This is a genomic window from Ferrovibrio terrae (assembly GCF_007197755.1).
GTDB classification, from domain to species: domain Bacteria; phylum Pseudomonadota; class Alphaproteobacteria; order Ferrovibrionales; family Ferrovibrionaceae; genus Ferrovibrio; species Ferrovibrio terrae.
The window spans coordinates 1,525,359-1,548,158 of record NZ_CP041636.1; the positions used below are offsets into that span (position 1 = coordinate 1,525,359).

The 22,800-nt window shown below is 62.2% G+C and carries 16 protein-coding genes and 2 pseudogenes; 13 read left to right on the plus strand and 5 right to left on the minus strand.

Features of this window, described 5'->3' with window-relative positions:
- The first annotated feature begins 15 nt into the window (after positions 1–15).
- From FNB15_RS07455 to FNB15_RS07470, 4 genes are read left to right on the plus strand one after another with little or no spacing between them, the layout of a single operon-like run.
- Positions 16–561: a TRAP transporter small permease gene (locus FNB15_RS07455; protein WP_185973757.1), complete on the plus strand. Its 546-nt coding sequence runs from the start codon at positions 16–18 to the stop codon at positions 559–561.
- Positions 558–1,847, plus strand: a complete 1,290-nt coding sequence (locus tag FNB15_RS07460) for a TRAP transporter large permease (protein WP_144068102.1) — start codon at positions 558–560, stop codon at positions 1,845–1,847. Before FNB15_RS07455 ends, FNB15_RS07460 begins: the two co-directional genes overlap by 4 nt.
- A gap of 7 nt (positions 1,848–1,854) precedes the next feature.
- Positions 1,855–3,105, plus strand: a complete 1,251-nt coding sequence (locus FNB15_RS07465) for an MFS transporter (protein ID WP_144068103.1) — start codon at positions 1,855–1,857, stop codon at positions 3,103–3,105.
- 15 nt (positions 3,106–3,120) lie between these two features.
- Positions 3,121–3,834 (plus strand): NUDIX hydrolase, encoded by a 714-nt coding sequence (locus tag FNB15_RS07470; protein ID WP_144068104.1) that lies wholly within the window; start codon positions 3,121–3,123, stop codon positions 3,832–3,834.
- Between the two features lie 230 nt (positions 3,835–4,064).
- On the opposite strand, the gene FNB15_RS07475 is transcribed toward FNB15_RS07470, so the two are convergent.
- On the minus strand, positions 4,065–4,265 hold the full coding sequence (locus FNB15_RS07475) for a hypothetical protein (protein ID WP_144068105.1): 201 nt from the start codon (positions 4,263–4,265) through the stop codon (positions 4,065–4,067).
- Between the two features lie 101 nt (positions 4,266–4,366).
- Here FNB15_RS07475 and FNB15_RS07480 point away from each other — a divergent pair, with 101 nt between their 5' ends.
- From FNB15_RS07480 to FNB15_RS07495, 3 genes are all read left to right on the plus strand, one after another.
- A complete protein-coding gene (locus FNB15_RS07480; protein WP_144068106.1) occupies positions 4,367–5,080 on the plus strand; it encodes an SDR family NAD(P)-dependent oxidoreductase in 714 nt (237 codons plus the stop codon).
- 11 nt (positions 5,081–5,091) lie between these two features.
- Complete coding sequence (locus tag FNB15_RS07485) at positions 5,092–5,604, plus strand: 2,4'-dihydroxyacetophenone dioxygenase family protein (RefSeq protein ID WP_144068107.1); 513 nt, start codon at positions 5,092–5,094, stop codon at positions 5,602–5,604.
- 354 nt (positions 5,605–5,958) lie between these two features.
- Positions 5,959–8,163: an adenylate/guanylate cyclase domain-containing protein gene (locus FNB15_RS07495; protein ID WP_144068108.1), complete on the plus strand. Its 2,205-nt coding sequence runs from the start codon at positions 5,959–5,961 to the stop codon at positions 8,161–8,163.
- A 15-nt stretch (positions 8,164–8,178) separates the two neighbouring features.
- Here FNB15_RS07495 and FNB15_RS07500 read toward each other — a convergent pair whose 3' ends face one another.
- Genes FNB15_RS07500 through FNB15_RS07510 form a run of 3 tightly spaced genes read right to left on the minus strand, consistent with a single transcriptional unit; the run spans position 8,179 to position 12,880 of the window.
- Positions 8,179–9,390 (minus strand): ABC transporter substrate binding protein, encoded by a 1,212-nt coding sequence (locus FNB15_RS07500; protein WP_144068109.1) that lies wholly within the window; start codon positions 9,388–9,390, stop codon positions 8,179–8,181.
- Positions 9,387–11,657: an MFS transporter gene (locus FNB15_RS07505; RefSeq protein WP_144068110.1), complete on the minus strand. Its 2,271-nt coding sequence runs from the start codon at positions 11,655–11,657 to the stop codon at positions 9,387–9,389. The genes FNB15_RS07500 and FNB15_RS07505 overlap by 4 nt, the downstream gene beginning before the upstream one ends.
- Before the next feature lie 35 nt (positions 11,658–11,692).
- Positions 11,693–12,880 carry a D-alanine--D-alanine ligase family protein gene (locus FNB15_RS07510; RefSeq protein WP_221932759.1) on the minus strand — a complete coding sequence of 396 codons (1,188 nt, stop codon included), beginning with the start codon at positions 12,878–12,880 and terminating at the stop codon, positions 11,693–11,695.
- 279 nt (positions 12,881–13,159) lie between these two features.
- Here FNB15_RS07510 and FNB15_RS21520 point away from each other — a divergent pair.
- Positions 13,160–13,255 (plus strand): annotated as a pseudogene (locus FNB15_RS21520) (Tm-1-like ATP-binding domain-containing protein); the annotation flags it as partial.
- A gap of 214 nt (positions 13,256–13,469) precedes the next feature.
- Positions 13,470–13,853, plus strand: a pseudogene (locus tag FNB15_RS21470) (Tm-1-like ATP-binding domain-containing protein); the annotation flags it as partial.
- A gap of 4 nt (positions 13,854–13,857) precedes the next feature.
- Here the strand turns inward: FNB15_RS21470 and FNB15_RS07520 are convergent.
- On the minus strand, positions 13,858–15,261 hold the full coding sequence (locus tag FNB15_RS07520) for a methyl-accepting chemotaxis protein (RefSeq protein ID WP_144068111.1): 1,404 nt from the start codon (positions 15,259–15,261) through the stop codon (positions 13,858–13,860).
- Positions 15,262–15,473: 212 nt separating this feature from the next.
- On the opposite strand from FNB15_RS07520, the gene FNB15_RS07525 reads away from it, so the two are divergent.
- The 4 genes from FNB15_RS07525 (at position 15,474) to fdhF (ending at position 22,798) form a co-directional block, all read left to right on the plus strand.
- Positions 15,474–16,370 (plus strand): LysR family transcriptional regulator, encoded by an 897-nt coding sequence (locus FNB15_RS07525; RefSeq protein WP_144068112.1) that lies wholly within the window; start codon positions 15,474–15,476, stop codon positions 16,368–16,370.
- Between the two features lie 281 nt (positions 16,371–16,651).
- Positions 16,652–18,262 carry an OFA family MFS transporter gene (locus FNB15_RS07530; protein WP_246068817.1) on the plus strand — a complete coding sequence of 537 codons (1,611 nt, stop codon included), beginning with the start codon at positions 16,652–16,654 and terminating at the stop codon, positions 18,260–18,262.
- 106 nt (positions 18,263–18,368) lie between these two features.
- The gene (locus FNB15_RS07535; protein ID WP_144068114.1) at positions 18,369–20,039 is read left to right on the plus strand and encodes an NADH-ubiquinone oxidoreductase-F iron-sulfur binding region domain-containing protein; all 1,671 of its coding nucleotides are present in this window, start codon (positions 18,369–18,371) and stop codon (positions 20,037–20,039) included.
- Positions 20,036–22,798, plus strand: coding sequence for a formate dehydrogenase subunit alpha (gene fdhF, locus FNB15_RS07540; RefSeq protein ID WP_144068115.1), 2,763 nt, complete (start codon positions 20,036–20,038; stop codon positions 22,796–22,798). The genes FNB15_RS07535 and fdhF overlap by 4 nt, the downstream gene beginning before the upstream one ends.
- The last annotated feature ends 2 nt before the right edge of the window (positions 22,799–22,800 follow it).

The window sequence follows — 22,800 nt, forward strand, 5'->3', positions numbered from 1 at the left end:
GAAGCGGAGGGGTGCATGCAGATGCTGGACAGATTGACGGCGGGTGTTGAAAAAGCATTCCTGTACCTGACCGGTCTTGGGTTGATGGCGATCATGCTGGTGATCGTGGTCGATGTAGTGATGCGCTATCTGTTCTCTGCACCGCTGAGCTGGTCCTACGATCTGATCGGAATGTATCTCGTCACGTTGGTTTTCTTCCTCGCGCTGGCCGACACTTTCCGGCGTGGCGGCCACATCAAGGTCGACCTGTTCGAGAGCCTGCGCGGCAATCGCCTGTTCGCCGTCGCCGAAATACTCTGCTACTGCACCGCGCTGGTCTTCTTCGCGCTGATCCTGAAGCAGATGATTGAGAGCGGCGTGGACGGGATGCTCGCCGGCGACGTGGTCGACGGCGCCATCCCATGGCCAACCTGGCCACCCTATCTGATGGCGGCGCTGGGCGTTGCCCTGCTGATGATCCGTGTCACGCTGAACACCATTCGCCGCATCGCCGCACTCGCTGCCGGCCGCGTTTATGAACAAGAAGGTGGCAACCACCTGCATGTGGAGCATGTGGAATGATTGTCGCGGCCGGACTGATCATGCTGCTGCTGCTACTGCTCTTCGGCATGCCGGTGGCGTTTGCACTGGGCGTCGCGGGTGTTGTCGGGCTCTACCTCAAGGGTGGCCTCGCCATGGTGCTCGGTGTTCTGAACACCACGCCGATTTCCGGCACATCGTCGTATGAACTGATTACCGTTCCGATGTTCATGTTGATGGCGGAATTCATCATCGTGAGCCGCATCGCCGATGAACTGTTCGACAGCGCCAAGGTCTGGCTCGGTCGCACGCCGGCCGGCCTGGCGATTTCCACCGCGCTGGCCGGTGCCGGTTTCGGGGCGATCTCGGGCTCCTCCACGGCATCCGCCGCTACTCTCTCAGGGACCAGCATTCCGGCAATGATCCGCTACAAATACGATCCGCGTCTCGCCTCGGGCGTGGTGGCGATCTCCGGCACCCTGGCGATGCTGATCCCGCCCTCGATTGCCATCGTGCTGTACGGCCTGATCGCACAGGTCAGCATCAGCAAGCTGCTGATCGCGGGCATCATTCCTGGCCTTCTGGTCACACTGGTGATCATCCTGACCGTGCTGGTGCTGGCCGCGATCAATCCCTCGCATGCACCGGCTGGCTCGAGCTATACGATGCGCGAAAAACTCGCGTCTCTGCGCGTCGTCGGGCCGATGCTGGCGCTGATCATGCTGGTCACCGGTTGCATCTACCTGGGCATTGCCACGCCGACCGAAGCGGCGAGCCTGGGCGCCTTCGGCGCCATGGTGATCGCGATGATCCGCCGCCGGCTGACCTGGGCGACGCTGTGGCAGGCCCTGTTCAGTGCCTCGCGTACCACCTGCATGATCATCCTGATCATCATCTGTGCGCAGATCTTCGGGTATTACTTCACCCTGACGGGCTTCACCCAGGGCCTGGTCAGCTATGTCGGTGGATTGGATGTGTCGCGCTGGGTGATATTCCTGCTGATCATCCTGATCTACCTCGCGCTGGGCTGCATCATGGACCAGATCGCCATCCTGTTCCTGACCGTGCCGGTTGTGCTTCCGGTGGTGACCGCGCTGGGCTTCGACCCCATCTGGTTCGGCATCATCATCATCATCACCGCAGAGGTCGGCCTGGTGACGCCACCTGTCGGGCTCAACGTTTTCGTGGTCTCGGCCTATTCCAAGATTCCGGTGAAGGATATCTTCATCGGGGTGACGCCGCATGTGATTGCACATATGTTTGTCATCTTGATCCTGGCGATGTTCCCCGCCCTGGTAACGTGGCTGCCGTCAACCGTGCTGCAATAGGCGTATCGTGAGTGAATCTGGATCAGGTGCAGCAGGGCAGGACAACAGTCGCCTCGCCCTGCTTGCCCTGACCATCGCCTTCGGCTTCATCTTCGTTTCCCGCGGCGTGGCCGACAGCTGGATGGTGTTCTTGCTGCCGGTCGAGCAGGAATTTGGTGTTTCTCGCCAGCAGACGGCGGGTGTTTATTCCACTTACATGCTCAGCACCGGTCTGAGCGCGCCGCTGGCGGGTCTGATGCTGCGCCGCTTCGGCGCGCGGCTCAATTATGCGCTCGGCGTGCTGCTGATTGGCTGCGCCATGCTGCTGGCTGCGCAGGCGCATGTCATTGCGGAACTCTATATATATGTCGGCGTGCTAGCCAGCATGGGTATCTCGGCGATCGGCATCGTTCCGGCATCGGCGCTGATTGGCCACTGGTATCGCCATCGCATGTCGGTTGCCATGGGCGCGGCCTATGCCGGGCTTGGCTCGGGTTCACTGCTGATGGTGCCGCTGGCACAATGGTCGATCGAATGGCAGGGTTGGCGCGGCACCTATACGACGATGGGCTGGAGTCTCGCGGTTCTGCTGCTGCTGACACTGATATTGCCATGGCATCGCCTGCATGGCACCGGAAGAGCGCAAGGTGCATCGGGCGACAGCGCCGCAGGCGAAGCCGGCATCACTCTGCGCCGAGCCCTGCGGCGGCCGGAATTCATCGGCCTCGCCGTCTCCTTCGCGTTCACCGGTTTCAGCATGTATATGGTGATCGTTCAGGTCGTGCCTTTCCTCGTCGACAGCGGCTATGCGCCGCTAAAGGCTGCCACCGCTTTCGGCCTTGCCGGCATGCTTTCGGTCTTCGGAGTGATATCCACCGGCTGGCTGTCGCATCGCTACGGCCTGCGCCCGATTGCGCTGCTGAGCTTTGCCTGCACCTTCACCGGAATCTTCTGCCTGCTGGGCCTAAGCTTTCGCAATTCCGAACTGCTGCTGGTCTGCTTCGTCGGAATTTTCGGCATCGCACAAGGCGCACGTGGACCGGTTGTGGCAACGATGTCGAACCGGCTGTTCCCTGGCCCGTCGGCGGCAGCAATCTATGGCGTGATCTTCGCCTGCAGTAATGTCGGCGCTGGCATCGGCGCGTGGATCTCCGGTTATCTTCACGACGCCAGCGACAGCTACCGTCCGGCGCTGCTGCTGGCGGCAGCGGGCATTGCTCTCGCCGCGGCGCCTTTCCTGCTGCAGCGCGCCTTCCGCTCGCCCACCGCCGTTGTCTGAACCGGGAGATTTTCGATGACCGCAGTGATTGTCACACCGCGACTGGCCGCTTCGCTGATCCTGCTGCGCGACGGTGCCCGGGGCCTCGAAGTCATGATGGTGGAACGTACCGGCTCGGCCAGCTACGCCGCCGGTAAGTTCGTGTTTCCCGGCGGCACCGTGGATGCCACGGATGCCGGGTTCGCCGGTACGGATGCACCGGATGCGGCACTGCGCGTGGCTGCGATCCGTGAAGCCTACGAGGAATGCGGTCTGCTGGTGGCAGAAACGATGCCGGCCGACAGCGGACAGGGTCAGGATTTCGCCCGGCTTCTGCAGGCCGGGTGCAGGCTGGCAATGCAGTCGTTGGTGCCCTTCGCGCACTGGATCACCCCCCCGCATCTGCCCAAACGTTTCGACACGCATTTCTTCCTTGCGCCGGCACCGCTGAACCAGGTGGCGGCCGCGGATTTGCGTGAGGTGGTTTCGGCAGCCTGGCTGCAGCCGGGCGCGGTGGTCGCCGCGGCCGAGGCGGCCGAACTGAATCTGATGTTCGCGACCTATATGAACCTGCGCTGGCTGGCCCGCTTTGAGTCGGTGGCGACGGCGCTTGCGGCAGCGCAGAACCGACCCATCATAACCGTGATCCCCGAACCGTCAGACAGCCCGGAAGGCCGGGTCTTCCTGATTCCTGAAGCCGCCGCCTATGGCGAAACGGCCGTTCTCGAACACCGTTTCCGCCGCACCTGACCCCTGCGATGGCCTTTGAAGCGGACCCCTGCTTACAGTGGCCGGATATTGTCTGGCGCGACTGCATTTCGCGCTCGTAGAGGCGGGTCTGCTTTGGGCAGTTCGGCCTGCATTCCGGGAACTCCTCTTCCAGGCCGATCTGAGAATGCTCGCATTCCTGATCTGAGTTGGCGCGAGTGTACCTGTGGACCGCTCGCAGGAAGCCGAGCAGGCGGTTATTCCAAGGCGAGCTAACGCGCTGTCCGCGGGTCAGATGCCGACAGGTCCTGCTCAAGGGTCTGCCAGTATGAACCTTCCTTGCGGACAATATGCTTCAGCACCATATCTATCGCCGCGTCGACCTCGTTCTTGCGCAGCAGGCGGGCAATTTCCTTATGCTCTCCCATCGATTTCTTCATATGATGTTCGTCGCGGCCGAGTTTGTTGCGCAACGCTGTCCTCGCCGACCATACCGCCTGGTACTCGGAAGCATCCGTGGCTGAACTGCAGACTAAAGCGGCGAGCGAGATCTGCTTATGGGAGCACAATGGGAATGACGCGTAAGGTCTTGGTATCGGGTGGTACGAGTGGAATTGGGGCGGGTATCGCGCAGGCTTTCCGCGACCACGGTGACAGCGTGATTGCCGTCGGCCTTGCCGGGCCGGAACTGGACACAGCCGCAAAGGATGGAGCCTTTCGGGGCATAACCTTGAAGGCACTCGATGTCTCCGACCAGCAGGCCGTGGATGATTTGGCCGGATCCTTGGGCGACCTGGATGTTCTGGTCAATTGCGCGGGGATGATCCGTCGCATGGCGGAATACGAAATGGCGACCTTTCTCAAGGTGCTGGATGTCAACCTGTCCGGCACGATGCGTCTGTGCATGGCGTGCAAGCCGCAGCTGGCGGCACGGCGCGGTGCCATCGTGAACATGGCCTCCATGCTCAGCTTCTTCGGCGGTCCGGCAGTGCCGGCCTATTCGGCGAGCAAGGGCGGCGTGATGCAGTTGACCAAGTCGCTGGCCGTGGCCTGGGCCAAGGAAGGCATTCGGGTCAATGCTGTGGCGCCGGGCTGGATTGCCACACCGCTGACCCAGGCGCTGCAGGACGACGCGGCCCGCAGTCAGGTCATACTCGACCGTACGCCGATGGCACGCTGGGGCACTCCGGCCGATGTGGCGAAGGCCGTGCTTTTCCTGGCGTCTGATAAGGCTGATTTCATCACGGGCGCGATTCTGCCGGTCGATGGCGGCTATGCCGCAATGTAAGGAGTGACCAGATGACCGATACCAGCCGTATGCCCTACCAGCTGCCGTTTCCGCCCGAAGCGGCCGCCGAGATTGTGATTTCCTCACCCATCCCGGAGGATGAACGCGTCTGGGTGCCGCAGGCCGAGAATGTGTGGTTCCGGCCACTCTGCCTGCATGCGAGCCAGGGTTACTGGGTGAACCTGCTGCGCGTGCGTCGCTCCGGTGTACTCAGCCGCCATCGCCATCCGGCCCCGGTGCATGGCCATGTGCTGCGTGGCAAATGGCATTACCTGGAGCATGACTGGGTGGCGACGACCGGATCGTATGTTTTCGAGCCGCCGGGTGAAACCCACACGCTGGTGGTGCCGGAAGACTGCCCGGAGATGATTACCCTGTTCCACATCACCGGCTCGATGATCTACGTCGATCCCTGGGGCAAGGTGACGGCTTACGAGGATGTCTTCAGCAAGATCGAGATGTGTCGCAAGCATTATGAATCCTGCGGTCTTGGGGGCGCTTATCTGGACCAGTTCATTCGATAATCCACAAGTTTGAAGCCTGGTGCCTCTCTGGGGTTGATCACCGGCTTGCTTTGCAAATCTGTTCAGTTGTTACGACAGTCCAGAATTTCCTGCTCACGCATGAGGTCAATTTTCTGATGCAGTAACTCGATCTCGAGTTCTGCCTTCACGTTGACGTCGTAGTCGTTGTCCCCGGTATTATATGCTATAAATCAATGACTTATTTCAAAGTCGAGCATCATTCCGGGCAATCCGGATTGGTGTTGGTCGTGACGAAGCTGTCCGCCCAGAGAGCTTTTCACGCTAAATCAATACTCCTGCGGTAATCTGCTGATCAATCTGGCCAAATTGGTCATCTGCGGGCGGGAAGAGCGAATGGACTCTATGGATGACGGGCGGAGCGTGGCAGCCCAGGTCGGGTCTGATACGGCGAATATGCGCGGGCGCGTGCGGGTCTCGCTGAAAATCAGCCTTATCGTCATCTCCCTGCTGACGGTTTTCCTGACGGCCGCCGCGGTGCATCTGCCTTGGCTGTTCGTCAGCCGCGACAACGTCGCGGTGATGGCGCAGCAGCTGAATACCGAGATCGTCTCCGGCGTGAACCGGGAAGTCTCCAGCATTTTCGAATCCGCCACTGCCGCTCAGGCAGCCCTGCACGATGCGCTGTATGACGGCGCGGTCGAACTGGAGGACAAGCGCAGCCGCGACCGGCTGTTCTTCTCCCTGCTCAAGGCGAACAAGCATTTCTCCTGGGTCAGCTTCGGAAAGCCGAATGGCGACTTCTATGGCGCGCAACGGATTGATGAGGTCAGCCTGCGCATTGCCGAGAGCCGCTGGTCGCCGGAGCGCCAGGAAGCTGAGCGCGTCGAGGACTCTTACGTCAACGACGGCGAGCAGATCACCTATACGAACACGAAATACCGGGCGTCCGACTATTACGCGCCGACCCGCTCCTGGTATCGCCTGGCGGCGGCCAAGCCCGGCCAGCATATCTGGACGGACATTTATGTGTTCGACGTCAGCCGCAAGCCCGGCCTGAATACCGCAGTCACGCTGCAGAATCGCGGCGGAGATCTGCTGGGGGTGATCTCGGTTGCCATCGAGCTCGACCGCATCTCGCATTATCTGGCGAACCTGACATCGCTTCGTTCCGGTTCAGCCTTCATCATCAATCAGGCCGGCAACCTGGTGGCCTTCCCGGATGCACGCGAAGTCACGCAGCCGTCGCTGGTATCAAGCCTGCCGGAACTGAAGCCGCTGGCCAACAGCTATCACCCGATGCTGCAGATGGCCCATGCCGGCATTCAGCAGGCCGGGTTGAGTCTGGAATCACTCGGTGCCACGAAACAGCTGGTGACACACGACGCGTCCGGCGCACGTTACTTCCTGACCCTGGCACCATCCGAACGCAGCGGCTGGGTGATCGGTACCATCATTCCTGAATCGGCTTTCATGGGTCCGATCGAGGAAAACTACTATCGCGTGATCCTGGCAGTGCTTGGCGCAGTTCTGCTGGTCAGCCTCATGTCCATCGTCGTTTCGCGCCACCTGTTCATCGGGCCGTTGCAGCGTCTGATCAACGAGACGCAAAAGATCGCGCGTTTCGATCTGGATCAGGTGCAGCGTGTCTCGAGTCCGCTGATCGAAATCGACGCCCTGTCGGCCTCGATCGAGCAGATGAGCCGCGGCCTTGGATCATTCCGGCGCTATCTGTCCGCCGATCTGGTGAAGACCCTGGTTGATCAGGGTGTCGTGGCCGAGCTGGGTGGCGAACGTCGCAACATGTCGGTCATGTTTATGGATCTCGAGGGGTTCACGGCGACATCCGAGCGTCTCGGGCACCGGATTGTGCCGCTGCTCGGCGAGTATTTCGGTGCCATGAGCAAAGCCATCGAGGGACAGCGCGGTACCATCGACAAATTCATCGGCGACGCCGTGATGGCCTTCTGGGGGGCGCCGAATTACGACGAGGATCACCCGACGCTGGTCTGCCGCGCGGCACTGGATTGCGCCGCAGGGATGGCGGCGTTGCGCGTCGACTGGGCGCGTCGCGGCCTGCCTGAACTGAAACTTCGGATCGGCCTTACCACCGGTCGCATGGTGGTCGGCAATATCGGCAGCGCCGAGCGCCTGAACTACACCGTGATCGGCGACCCGGTGAATCTGGCTTCCCGACTGGAGGGCATGAACAAGGAATTCGGCAGCACCATCCTGATCAGTCACAACACCTGGGAGCTGGCGCGGTACGATATTGTCACCCGGCGACTGGATGCGGTGAAGGTCAGGGGCCGTGAGACGGCTATCGCGGTCTACGAGCTGCTCGCCATGCGCGAGGAGAACGGCAATGTGCCGGCCGGCTTCGAGTGGATCGCGCTGTTCGAGAAAGGCCTGGATCTCTATGCGGAAGGCCGCTGGCATGAGGCGGCGCAGCAGTTCCGTCTGGTGATCCAGATGCGCGGCACCGATGCACCGTCGGAAGTCTTCCTGGCCCGGGCCGAGCAGCGGATTGCCGCCGAGCCGAAGCATCCTGTTCTTGCCGTCTCGCGTCCAGAGCAGGGCACTGGTGGCGACGTTGGATAAGCGTGCCGTCCGCCCTCAGCCGCCTGGCCGTTCAGATACCGTCTGACCGCGAATCCGCACCGGCCTGCCGCTGGCATCGAAGATGAACGTCGCGGCTTCAAAGAACGAGAACGGGATTTTCAGGCCGATCTCACGGGCACGCAGGAAGTTGATGGCGATATCCGGCGGCGAGACGACGCCGACTTTCATAGTGGCCGGGCGGCTTTTTCCCGCGAGGATGTCGGCGCCATACAGCGCCGCCAGCTGAGCATTTGATTCGAAGCTGACACCGATCGACAGCACTGCGCTGTCGCGACCGGCCTGCACCACTTCCGGTACCACGGCAAGGACCGGCACCGCGCCGCTATGCGCGTTGATCGTGGCGATTTCGGCGAAGACGCTGGTCGCGCCCGTGACCCAGAACACGCTCTGGTCAAGGCCGGGATCGGTGCGGCGCATCTGTTCAACCGCCGCCGGGACCAGCGCCGCCAGCTGGTCTTTCGCCTGCGCCGGTTCTGTCACCGCCACTTCGGAGACCTGGATACCCTGCCGCTGCAGGGCTTCGGCAATCGGGCGGGCCTGCGTCGTGACTGCACTCGTATTCTTGTCATCAACCAGGATCGCAACATTCCGCAGTTTCGGCTTTAGCTCGCGCAGATAGCCGATCTGCACATCGAGCAGCACATTCAGCGAAGTGAAGGCAAAGTTGTTCCCGCTGCCGTGTTCGTAATCCGGCATCTGCCCGAGCTGTACAGGGTCCTTCGCGCAGATTGTCACCACGGGAATTCCAATGTCGCGATGGTCCTGATACAGCCATTCCACTGTCTCCGATCCCATCGCATAGATCAGGGCATAGCCGTCGCGACGCGCTTGCGCGATCAGAGAGGCACCGCGCTGCGGGTTCACCGCGAAGTTGACTGCCAGGATTTCTGTATTGAGCGGCCGGTTGGAAAAGTCGTGCAGCATGGTCGACATTGCGACGTCATAGGCCGTGGATTTGCGCGGGTAGATCACCATCACGCGCTGCACAGGCCCTGCCGCCCCGACCTTGCGCCGCAGCAAGATGCGCTGATCGTCTGCGGCATCTGGTCTGGACGGCAGCCAGTGATCGAGCGATTTTTCGTCGATCGAGAACCACGACTCGACACTATGCAATGCATCATCGGATGCGGTTGCCACGGCGGGCATGGCCAGCACCAGTAGCGTGCCTATTGCCAGCAGGCGAATGAGGGAAGTGAGGCGGGTCATTTTCCTGCACCAGCTTGATGCGTACGGGTGGGAAGTGCGAACAGCAGGGTGCAGGCGAGCATGACGCCACCCATCCACAACCACGCCACCGGACTGTTTGATGTCACCAGCAGCAATTGTCCGGCAAGGATCGGCCCCATGGCATGTCCGACCCGCTCCACCATGCGGTAGAGCGCTGTCGCGCCATTCACGCCCAGCTGCTCAGCCGCCCCGGTGGTACCGACATAGGTGATGATCGGCGCGTTGATACAGCCATGCGCCAGGCCGAGCAGGAAGACCCCGCCGACGATGACGCCAGCCTCGAGAAGTGGTGGCAGAAGCCAGAGTCCGATGCTGCCGAGTGCGAACAGGCTGATGGCGGAGACCAGACCGCCGGCCACCAGCGTCGCGCCGCTGCGGCCGGTGCGGTCGACAAAACGGGCAACCGGCCCGCTCGCGAGCAGCACACCACCGGCATACAGCATGATGACCTGCCCAATATCCTCGGCAGCCCAGCCGAGCCCGCTCAGCAGCAGCGGCGTGGCGAAGCCGATCGCACCGGTGAGCAAGGCCTTCGAGGGCGCGCCGATCAGCAGCAGTGCGCGCAGGAATCCCAGGCTGGCAAAGGCACGCGGGACATCCCGCAGCATCTGGCGAAAACCGGCGCCTGCGGTGGAACGGGCCGACACCACTGCCGCCGACCAGGCGGCATAGACAGCCAGAAGCCCCGCGGTGATGGCGCCGACCGCGAAGACGCCGTTTGCTGAAAGGTCATTGACGAGCAGCGAGCCGATGGCGGCGCCCGCAATCATGCCGGCATTGAAGCCGAAGACGATGACGGCTGCGCCGCGGGTACGTTCATTCGCCGGAACGCTGGCCAGAACGGCGGCCTGCACGGAAATAAACAGGATGCCCTGGCCCAGCCCGGCGATGGCGCGTGCCATCAGCATGGTCGGAAAATCCGGAGACATTGCGGGCAGCAGGCTGGCCAGGCCGACCAGCAGGGCACCGCAGACAATGGCATTGCGGGGACCGTGCCGGCTGACCCAGGCGCTGGTCGGCAGCAGAGACAGCAGGAAAACCGCAAAATAGGTGGCAAACGCGAGCGAGGCCGCATTCCGGCCCAGGCTGTACTCCGCGGCCGCCGTCTGCAACAGCTGCGGCCAAAAGCTTGCCGGCAGGTATTCGCAGAAAACCGAAATGAAGAAGATCGGCCGGATCAGCGCCAGTTGGCGCGCGTCGGCATGATTGCTGCGCGATCCCAATGCCTGTGCCACGCCGAGCAGAAGTGTGGCGACCAGCACCGAGCCGACAAACAGCGCACCAAAGTTCCTGACGCCGCGCAGCACGGCGTTCGAAACGATGGCAACCGGCAGCGCGACGATTACACGAATCTCACTTGCACTGGCATCGTGCATGAGGGGCACGACATATTCGTAGGCTTCCTCATCGCTGCGCCATGTTTGTCCGGTTGTGGTCGGGTCGCTGCTGACCACGACCGTGCCGTTCAGGATCATGGACACGGCCTTGATATCTGGATTGAGCTGGCGGTAGCGCAGCAGCATCCTGTCCAGCCCCTCGAAATCCTCGATCGCCAGACCGTAAGTCAGCACCGGTTCGACTCTTTGGGCCAGTGATTTGGCCAGCGCCTGGGCTTTGGCCTGCGCGCCGTCCTCGTAAAGGGTCAGCAGGCCGATCACCACAACCACCGTGGTGATGACAAAGGTCAGCACGTAACCTGCGCCAATCCACAGGGTGGCGCTGCTGCTTGTTCGCCCGGCAACCCGGAAAGCGAACAGGCCAAACAGGAGTGCGAGGCTGGCCGCCACGGTCACGAGTTGGGGCAGGGTTGCATTGACGACTCCCGTCACGGCTTCGCGCGGCATGGTGATCCGTAACTCGCCGATGGTTTCGAAGCGGTTGCTCAGCGGCAATGCAACCTGCAGCCAGGACTCATTTTCGTACACCTGGAAGCGGTGTGTGCCCCTATGACCGGAGAGGTACGGCGTCGCCGTATTGCCCACCAGAAAGATCGCGCGGCCATTCAGGTCGTGGACGGCGATCGCGGCGATGGCGGGATCCGACTCACGGATCGAGTCTGCAATCTGGCGGAAGCCCGGAAACTGTCCCACCGGAAGCCCGGCGCGCAGGTAGGTGTCCATGGCGGTCAGGACGAGCTCGCCCTGGGTGACCATCTTGTCGACCTGAAAGCGCGTGTATGTTCGCCTGGCTTCGCTCCATCCGATATAGACCAGCAGGCCAAGCGACAGGGCCGCCATGGCCAGCATGATCAAACCGTTGCGGGATCGATCCGCAAAATTCACTAAAGCCGTTCCGCGATGTGATGCACGGCCGCTGGCCGGTTTCGCAAGTAATGCTCAAGCCGGTCCATCAGCTGCGAGAGAATCAGATCTTCGTAACTCATGTCATGCACGCCGAGGCCGACGCAGACAAGGCTGGTCCGTTTGTCATCCGGTCGTTTCAGGTCCGGCTTGGGATTGGCCTCCAGAATATGGAGGCGGCCATCACTGTCGGCGCGGATATCCAGACGGACCAGGGCGCGCAACTGAAACTCGCCGTGGACGGCCCGCGCCAGACGCACAAGTTCGTCATAAGTCTTACCATCAGCGGGACCCAGCAGGCGTGTGCGATCCTGCGTGATCGGGCGTATATCCATCGAGGTGAAGATCGCCTCGTCCGGCTCCAGCAGGCGTTCCAGCGCCGAGAAGACGAGTGGTTGCGCCAGCTGCTCCAGTTTGCCGCCGCGGGAAATCACCTTACCGCCGACCGCGACGCAGTATTCGGGCCCGCCGACAAATGTCTCCACCAGCACCTGGTTCAGTGTGCGGCGATACACCTCGTCGACGGCAGCTGTCAGGCCGGCATAATCCGGTACGAAATGCACATGCTGGGAGGCGCGTCCGGTGACCGGCTTGACGACGAATGGTCCCCGGTAGCCGCGGAAGGCAGTCTGGAAGCGCGGCTCGTTCTCCGGATCCAGTTTGCCCCATACGCCGTCCCAGACCATGAAAGCGGGCGTGGGCAAACCGAGGCCGGCGCATTCGCGCTTGAAGACCTGCTTGTTGTCCAGGGTGACGGCCAGCAGCGGGCGGTGGCCGACATAGGGAATGCCTGCCATCTCCAGCAGGGACGGCGTGTGCGCGACAGCATCATAGCCTTGCACACCGGCGGTATTGAGCCATGCAATGTCGATGGACTCCTGACGCAGCCGTTCGGCCAGGGTCATGTCGTCAGGCAGCAGCATGACATGCCGGAAGCCGTTGTTCCGAAGGGCTTCGGCGATGTCCTCGGCGACCGGGCGATACGATTTTTCGGAGCGGGGATTGTGCGTCTGGTGGATCACGGCGCCGGGGCTCTGGCGATCGCCGTTGTAGAGGACGGCGATCCGCAACGTCTCGCGCAGTCGCGGCAGGCCTGCGGTCAGGCGTTCGAAAACGCTGCCGGTCAGCTTTGTCGTTTCAGCCAGCTTTTTCGCTTCAGATTGCGGCACAGCCCCGTCAATCCCCACCACAATGCCGTTCCCCAATGATCGCCCTGCCGAACGCAAATCGTCGGCCGCTGGCCCGATGGAAAGCTGGTTAAAAAGCAGGCTCTGTAAATAGCAGAATTCGGGCCGTCATGCCATGGGCCGTGCGGGTCCGCAGACAGCAGTTAACCGCTGATCTGGCGCGCTGACGCTCAGCTCTCTGGACCGGCTTCCGGCCGTCGCTGTTCCGCAGCCGCCATCGCGGCGGCCATGCAGGCACAGCCGATCGGCCTGCCCAAGCTGATGGTGTCGACGCTGGCGGCCGGCGATGTCTCGGCTTTTGTCGGTGTGCATGACATCGCCATGCTGTATCCGGTCACCGATATTGCCGGGCTGAACAGATTATCTCGCGTGATCCTCGCCAATGCGGCGCATGCGCTGGCCGGTATGATGACACGCAGCATTCCGGCCTCGAGCGACACTCGCCCGGCGCTGGGCCTCAGCATGTTCGGCGTCACCATGCCCTGTATCCAGCGGCTCACCGCGCGGCCTCAATGCCGATTACGAATGCCAGGTCTTCCATGCCAATGGCCCTGGTGGCCGCTCGCTCGAGGCGATTGCCGGTTCCGGGCTGTTGCAGGGCATGGTCGATCTCACCACCACCGAAGCGGCCGACCATCTGCTCGGCGGCGTCTGCACGGCGGGGGCGGAACGTTTCGATGTGGTGGCCAAAACAGGCATTCCCTGGATCGCCGCCAAGCTGAATGCTTCAGCGGGTCCCGTGCGGCTCCTGCTGTCCGAAGGCGGCGTCTCGGCGCTGGATGCTCCGGGGCAGAAATTTCATGACCCGGCCGCCAACGCCGCGCTGTTCGCCGCCTTCGAAAAGCACTTCGCAGTGAGCGATACACATCGCATCCTGCGCGTGCCGCATCACATCAATGATGCCGGTCTCGTCGAAGTCGCCGAGCGGCATGTTCGTGAGCTGATCCGGTCCTAGACCGTCACGCCTTGTAGCAGACGCGCAAACCGCCCCACAGGCGGCCATCGATGCGGATCGGGGCCGAGGCGTCCTTCATCAGCACGAACACGCCGCCACCCATGTCGCGGCGATAGGTCTGCAGCAGGAAAGGCGCCGTGCTGCGTGCCACGGCCTGCGCGGTCTTGTCGAGATACTGGCGGCGGTTGCGGCAATGCGCGGCATTCCAGATCGGATCACTGCTGAGTGGTTGACGGAATTTTGGATTATGCGTCGGGATCAGCTGGTTGTGGTCGGTGGTGGCGCAGAACACCATGCGCTCGTCCAGCGCCATGATCGGATCGTGCAGCTGCGGCAGCACGCGATCGAGGAACGGGATGTAGCGTGTCATATACTGCACCGGATCGCTGCCCTGGATTGGCTGCAGCTGCTTGTCGAACAGGTCGTCGACGCGGATCTCGCCACGCACCACGGCGTCAGCGAAGACCTGCTCGATCTGCCGGGCGACCTCGACCGCAGCGGCGATGAACTTGCTGTCGGCCGTCTCGAAACCCGAAGTAGCGGTCAGCATCATGATCGATTCCGCGCCCGTCAGCGTACGGTCGATGCGGGTCGAGGCCGCTTTCAAAGCGGCATTCGACTGATCCACCCCGGCATTCAGGTCCTGTACAGTCTGGCCGAAGCTGCCGGCCTGCTGGCCGATGGTTTCGGTCATGCGCGCAATCGAATCGGCATTCTGGTCCACGCGGGTGACGGCTTCTCCCACCGTCTGCATCGCGGTGCTGATCGTGGTGGCGCTCTGGCGTACGCGTTCGGTGCTCTGCATGCCGGCGGACATGCGCTCGCCAAGTTGCTTCATCTGCGTGGTCAGCGCCGCCAGCGTGCGTGCGATCTCGTCGGTGGCGCCGCTGGTCTGCTTGGCCAACGCCTTCACTTCATGCGCGACCACGGCAAAACCGCGTCCGGCTTCGCCGGCGCGTGCGGCTTCAATCGTTGCGTTCAGCGACAGGATATTGGTGTGGCGCGCGATCTGGCCGATCTCGGCCGACACCTTCGCCACGCTTTGCATTGCGGTTTCAAATGCAGCGAGCTGGTCGCCGATGGCCTTCACGGCTTCCACGAGTTCGCCGATATCGGTGAGCGATTTTGTCAGCTCGCCATGCGAGGCATCGACATCGTGATGCGCCTGTTTCGCCATGCGCTGCGTTTCCGCGGCCATGCCGGCAATCTGCAAATTGCTGGCGACGATTTCCTTCGTCGCATCGGCGATGACGTGAAACTGTTCAGTCTGGCTGTCGATCAGGCGACTCACCTGCTGCACGTCACCAACCACATCAGCGATATCGACGCTGAGCCTGCCGATTTCATCTGAGATACGCCAGGCCAGTTCGCCCGCATCTGCATTCGATAGCTCGGCATGTGCAGTCATGCGACTGAATTTCCCCCGCGTGATGATTCGCTTTTTTCTTTTTTTCAGTCATAGCGCAGGCCCAGTCGCGAAGACCAGCACTCATATTCGTCGGCGGTGTGTGTAAACTTCGCATAAAATTTTCGGTAATCGCACGTACGGGCAGTGCTTCCTGTGCACCTGCGAAGAAGAATTCTGAATCCTTGCGACGAAAAAGCAGCTAAGAAGACTCCATGATCGACAAGCTCGAGTTTCTTCTCGCCCTCGCGCGTGAAAAGAACTTTCGCAAGGCAGCGGATGAATGTGGCGTGACACAACCCACGTTTTCCGCGGCAATCAAGCAGCTTGAAGACATTCTGGGCGTGCTGCTGGTGCAGCGCAGCTCACGCTTTCTCGGCTTCACCGCTGAGGGTGAACGCGTGCTCGACTGGGCGCGGCGCATCGTTGCCGATTCGCGCGCGATGCGTCAGGAGGTGCAGGCACTCAAACGCGGTCTCGTCGGACATCTAAAAATTGCAGCCATTCCAACGGCTTTGGGTATGGTTTCGGAACTCACCACGCCCTATCGCGAGAAGCATCCGCAGGTGAAATTCACCATCTACTCGCGCACCTCGGTCGAGGTGCTGTCGATGCTGTCGAATCTCGAAGTCGATGCAGGCATCACCTACATCGACAACGAGCCACTCGGCAAGGCACGCTCGATCCCGCTTTATTCCGAGCAGTATCGGTTGGTTACATCGGAGAACAGCCCACTCGGGGATCGCCAGTCCGTCACCTGGGCGGAAGTTGGCAAGATCCCGCTCTGCCTGCTGACGCCCGACATGCAGAACCGTCGGATCATCAACCGGCTGTTGCAGACGGCGGGTAGTGGCGAGCTTGAATCGACGCTGGAATCCAACTCGATGATCGTGCTGTTTTCACATGTACGTACCGGACGCTGGGCCAGCGTTATGCCGGAAAAACTCGCAAATACGCTGGGTCTTACCGAACGGCTGCGCTCGATTCCCATCGTCGAACCCGAGGCCGTGCACATGATTGGCCTGGTCGTGCCGAACCGCGAGCCGATGACGCCACTGACAGTGGCGTTGGTCGCCGAAGCCAAGCTGCTGGCCGAGCGCCTGCGCGACTGAATCGGCATTATAGGAATAGCTGATCACCCGATTGGGCGAAGCATAGTAATGCCTGCGCGTTGATAGCTTTGTTCTATCGCAGCATACGACTGCTGTATTGATCGGCTCTGCCTAATCAATCACTAAAACATCCATGCATGGGTCGGAGCGGTCCATGCGGCATGCCACGCCGAGATGCAGAACACCACTGCAGCGGCGCGGCAGCAGAAAATTTCATGGGAGGGGACGGCAAAATGGCCGCTGCGCAGGATACTGCAGGACTAATGCCCGGAATCGGGCTGTTGGATCGCGAACGCATCATCGCGAAGCCTGGATTCAATCGTTGGCTTGTGCCGCCTGCGGCGCTCGCAATCCATCTCTGCATCGGCATGGCCTATGGCTTCAGCGTGTTCTGGCTGCCGCTGTCGCGGGCCATCGGCATCACTTCTGCCAAGGCCTGCCCGCCGGACATGAGCCTGATGGCAGCGCTGTTCACCACGTCATGCGACTGGAAGGTCAGCGACCTCGGCTGGATGTACACGCTGTTCTTCGTGCTGCTCGGTTCGGCCGCCGCCATCTGGGGTGGCTGGCTGGAACGCGCCGGCCCGCGCAAGGCCGGCTTCGTCGCAGCGTTGTGCTGGTGCGGCGGCCTGCTGATCTCGGCGGTCGGCGTCTATACCCATCAGCTCTGGCTGATGTGGCTGGGCTCGGGCGTGATCGGCGGCATCGGCCTCGGTCTGGGCTACATCTCGCCGGTATCGACCCTGATCAAATGGTTCCCCGACCGTCGTGGCATGGCGACCGGCATGGCCATCATGGGCTTTGGTGGCGGCGCCATGATTGGCGCACCGCTGGCCGACCTGCTGATGAACACCTTCCGCACGGCCACCTCGGTCGGCGTCTGGCAAACCTTTGTCGCCATGGGCGTGATCTATTTCGTCTTCATGGTTGGCGGCGCCTTCGGCTACCGCATTCCGCCGGCGGGCTGGCGTCCTGACGGCTGGACTCCGCCGCCGGAAAACGCCAAGTCGATGATCACCAAGCATCATGTGCACCTGAAGAATGCACACAAGACTCCGCAGTTCTGGCTGGTCTGGTGGGTGCTCTGCCTGAACGTGAGCGCAGGTATCGGTGTGATCGGCATGGCCTCGCCAATGCTGCAGGAAATTTTCGCCGGTGGCCTGATCGGCCTGCCGGACGTTTCCTTCACGCAGCTTGATCCGGATCAGCGCAGGACGGTGGCGGCAATTGCCGCAGGCTTCACCGGCCTGTTGTCGCTGTTCAACATCGGCGGCCGGTTCTTCTGGGCCTCGCTGTCCGACAAACTTGGCCGCAAGCTGACCTACTATACGTTCTTCGCGCTGGGCATCGCCCTTTACGCCGCCGCTCCCTGGGCAGCCAGTATCGGCAGCAAGGCGATGTTCGTACTGTTCTTCGGCATCATCCTGTCGATGTATGGCGGCGGTTTTGCCACCGTGCCGGCCTATCTGGCTGACCTGTTCGGCACGCAGTTCGTCGGCGCGATCCACGGCCGCCTGCTGACCGCATGGTCGACGGCGGGCATCATCGGCCCGGTGGTGGTGAACTATATCCGCGAAGCCCAGATTGCCGCCGGCATTCCGCGCGCGCAGGTGTATGATTTCACCATGTACATCCTGGCCGGCATGCTGCTGGTGGGCTTCATCTGCAACCTCTTCGTCAAGCCGGTCGATTCGAAATGGCATATGAGCGAAGAGGAAGTGGCGGCGATGCAGGCCAAGACCGCGCTGGTCTCGGCCGGTCCGACCGGGGCCTTCGGCATCGGCAAGGGCGGCCTCGACGGCAAGGCGGTTGTCGCCTGGGCCATCGTGGGTATCCCGATCCTCTGGGGTATCTGGATCACCCTGTCGAAGTCCTTCGTGCTGTTCCGTTAAAGCAGACGCAACCAGGACTGTTATAAGATTGCTCTCTGGCGTTTGCCCCGGACGCCGGAGAGTTCTTTTTACCTTTATGCAGTAAATTCCAGTCGGTACCAGCGGCATGAACGTCAACGCCAACATGAGCATCCGCAATAACCGGAAGGGCCGGGCCACTCCGCGCGGCCGTCAGGCCTCCGACGCTGACCATGAGGCGCTGCGCGCCATCGTGCGGCCGGATTTTGCCCGCCGCGACCTGCTGATCGAATACCTGCATCTGATCAACGACGCGAAGGGCTTCCTGCCCGCTCCGCTGCTGACTGCCCTGGCCGAAGCGATGCGCCTGCCGCTGGCGGACGTATTCGAGACCGCCACCTTCTATGCCCATTTCAAGGTCGTCGATGCCGATGAGGTGCAGCCCGCGCCGGTCACGCTGCGCATCTGCGACAGCTTGAGCTGCGTCATGGCCGGTGCCGATGCGCTGGCCGAAAGCCTGGATAACATGAGCCCGGATGTGCGCGTCGAGCGCGCGCCCTGCATGGGCCAGTGTGACCGCGCGCCCTGCGCGGTCTACGGCAAGAACGTGATCGCGCCGGCGGCGGTCGAAACCGTGCTGGATGCTCATGTGCAGAAGGCCGTCGCGCCGGTGCTGCCGAACTACAAGGGCCTGGCAGCCTATCGCGCCCAGGGCGGTTACGGCGTACTGCAGAAGCTGCGCAACGGCGAGATGACGCGTGACGCGCTGATCGCCGAGGTCGAAGCCGCCGGCCTGCGCGGCATGGGCGGTGCTGGTTTCCCCACGGCGCGCAAATGGAAAGCATTGCTGGAGCAGCCTAAGCCGCGGCTGCTCGCCGTCAATGGCGACGAGGGCGAGCCGGGCACGCTGAAGGATCGCTGGTTCCTCGAAACCGATCCGCATGGTTTCCTCGAAGGTGTGCTGATCGCAGCCCATCTGATTGAAGCCGAGACGGCCTATATCTATCTGCGCGACGAATATCCCGCGCTTCATCTCGTGATCGCCGAAGAGCTGAAGGCGCTGAAGGCCGCCGGATTCCTAGGCAATGTGAAGATCGAACTGCGGCGCGGCGCCGGCGCATATATCTGCGGTGAAGAGTCAGCGATGCTGGAAAGCATCGAGGGCAAACGCGGCCTGCCGCGCCAGAAGCCGCCATTTCCCTTCCAGGTCGGCCTCTGGGGTCGGCCAACGTTGATCAACAATGTCGAGACGCTCTACTGGATTCCGCAGATCGTGGATAAGGGCGCGGCCTGGTGGCAGGGCCACGGCCGCAACGGCGGCAAGGGTCTGCGCAGCTACTCGGTTTCGGGCCGCGTGCGCAATCCGGGCGTGAAGCTGGCCCCGGCCGGCGTCACCATCACCGAGCTGATCGAGGAATATTGCGGTGGCATGCTGCCGGGCCATACCTTCACGGCCTATCTGCCGGGCGGCGCCTCCGGCGGCATACTGCCGGCCAGCATGAACGATATCCCGCTCGATTTCGGCCAGCTCGAGAAATACGGCTGTTTCATCGGGTCGGCCGCTGTGATCGTGTTGTCTGATCAGGACAACGTGAAGGACGCGGCGCTCAATCTGATGAAGTTCTTCCGCCATGAAAGCTGCGGCCAGTGCACGCCCTGTCGCGTCGGCACCGAAAAGGCCGCCGACCTGATGGCGCAGCCGAAATGGGATGAACCGCTTTTACGCGATCTGGCGCAGGTGATGCGTGATGCCTCGATCTGCGGCCTGGGCCAGGCCGCGCCGAATCCACTTCTTTCTGTGCTGGAGCGCTTCAAATGATCCGCTTCCATCTCGATGGCAAACCTGTCGACGCCCTGCCGGGTGAAACCATATGGCAGGTCGCCAAGCGCGAAGGTACCGATATTCCGCATCTGTGCTACACGCCACAGCCCGGCTTCCGTGCCGATGGCAACTGCCGCGCCTGCATGGTCGAGATCGAGGGCGAGCGCGTGCTGGCGCCGAGCTGCAAGCGCATGCCGATCGACGGAATGAAAGTCTTATCGGCCAGCGCGCGCGCGACGCGCGCGCGCGAACTGGTGATGGAGCTTCTGGTCGCGGATCAACCCAAACGCGCTGAAGCGCATGACGGCGAGTCCAAATTCTGGCACTGGGCCGAAGCGCTCAATGTCACCGAAAGCCGCTTCCCGGCACGCGAGCATATGCCGGCGCCGGATCGCAGCCATGGCGCGATGGCGGTCAACCTGGATGCCTGCATCCAGTGCAATCTCTGCGTCCGCGCCTGCCGTGAAGTGCAGGGCAATGACGTGATCGGTATGGCCTTCCGCGGCCATCATTCCGAGATCGTGTTCGATTTTAACGATCCGATGGGCAACAGCACCTGCGTCGCCTGCGGTGAATGCGTGCAGGCCTGCCCGACCGGTGCGCTGCTGCCGTCCACGCTGGTCGACGAGCATAACCATGCCGTCGAGAAGGCTACCACGGCGGTCGACAGCCTCTGCCCCTTCTGCGGCGTCGGCTGCCAGCTCACCTACCACGTCAAGGACGACAAGATTCAATATGTCACCGGCAAGGATGGCCCGGCCAATCGCGGCCGGCTCTGCGTCAAGGGCCGCTTCGGTTTCGACTATATCAACCACCCGCATCGCCTTACCAAGCCGCTGGTGCGCAAGGATGGCATCCCCAAGCATGGCGAGGATTTTGTCGATCCGGCCAATCCGTGGACGCATTTCCGTGAGGCGACCTGGGAAGAGGCGATGGAGCGTGCTGCCCGGGGCCTGGTGAAGGTGCGTGACGAGGTAGGTCCGCAGGCGATGGCCGGCTTCGGGTCTGCCAAGGGCTCGAATGAAGAGGCCTATCTGTTCCAGAAGCTGGTGCGCATGGGCTTCGGCACCAACAATGTTGATCACTGCACCCGCCTGTGCCACGCCTCGTCGGTGGCGGCGTTGATGGAAGGTGTTGGCTCGGCCGCCGTGACGGCGCCGTTTGCCGCCGCCATGGATGCCGAAGTGATCATCGTGATCGGTGCCAATCCCGCCGTGAATCATCCGGTGGCGGCCACCTTCATCAAGAATGCCGTGCGCCAGAAGAATGCCAAACTGATCGTGATGGATCCGCGCGGCCAGGCGCTGACCAAATTCGCCACCCATCACCTGCGTTTCAAGCCGGGTTCCGATGTGGCAATGCTGAACGCGCTGCTCAACGTGATCATCGAGGAAGGGTTGACCAATCCGGCCTATATCCAGCGTTTCGTGGATGGCTTCCCTGACCTGGAGCAGGCGGTGAAGGACGCGACACCAGAAGCGATGTCGCCGCTCTGCGGCATCGCACCCGATGTGCTGCGCGATGTGGCGCGCATGTATGCGACGTCTAAAGCCTCGATCATCTTCTGGGGCATGGGTGTGTCGCAGCATGTGCATGGCACCGATAACGCCCGCTGTCTGATCGCACTCGGGCTGATCACCGGCCAGGTCGGCAAGCCCGGCGCGGGCCTGCATCCGCTGCGCGGCCAGAACAATGTGCAGGGCGCCTCCGATGCCGGCCTGATCCCGATGGTGTTGCCCGACTATCAGTCGGTGGAGGATGCCGCCAAGCGTCAGGCCTTCGAGGCGATCTGGGGCCCGGGCGTGAAAAACGAGCATATCGCCGCCAAGCGTGGCCTGACGGTCGTCGAGATCATGAACGCGATCATGAAGGGCGAGATTCACGCCATGTATATCATGGGCGAGAATCCGGCCATGTCCGATCCCGATGCCAGCCATGCCCGCGAGGCGTTGGCGAAGCTCGATCATCTCGTGGTGCAGGATATCTTCCTCACCGAAACCGCCTTCCATGCCGATGTGGTGTTGCCAGCCTCGGCCTTTGCCGAAAAGGACGGCAGCTTCACCAACACCGATCGCCGCGTGCAGATCGGCCGTGCCGCGCTCAAGCCGCCGGGCGAGGCGCGCCAGGATTGGGAACTGGTGCAGGATATCGCCCAGCGCATGGGTCTGCCGTGGAACTACGCGCATCCGCGCGAGGTCTATGCCGAAATGGCCTCCGTGATGCCATCGCTCGCTGGCATCACCTGGCCGCGCCTGGAAGACGAAGAGGCCGTCACCTATCCGGGTGGTCGCGAAATCATCTTCACGGACGGTTTCCCCACCGCGACCGGTCGCGCCAGGATCGTTACCACCAAGGTCACGCCGCCGGCCGAACTGCCCGATACGGAATATCCGATGGTACTCAGCACCGGTCGCCTGCTGGAACACTGGCATACCGGCGCGATGACGCGCCGCGCCACCCAGCTGGATGCGCTGGAACCGGAAGCCACCGCGCAGCTGCACCCGCGCGATGCGGCAAAGCTGGGCGTCACGGCCGGCCAGCAGATCCGTGTTTCCACCCGGCGCGGTTCGATCCAGCTCAAGGCCCGCATCGACCGCGACGTGGCGGAAAATATGGTGTTCATCCCGTTTGCATTCTACGAGGCGGCGGCGAACCTGCTGACCAACCCGCAGCTCGATCCCTTCGGCAAGATCCCGGAGTTCAAGTTCTGCGCAGCAAAAGTCGAAGCGGTCGAGGCCGCAGTGGCGGCCGAATAAGC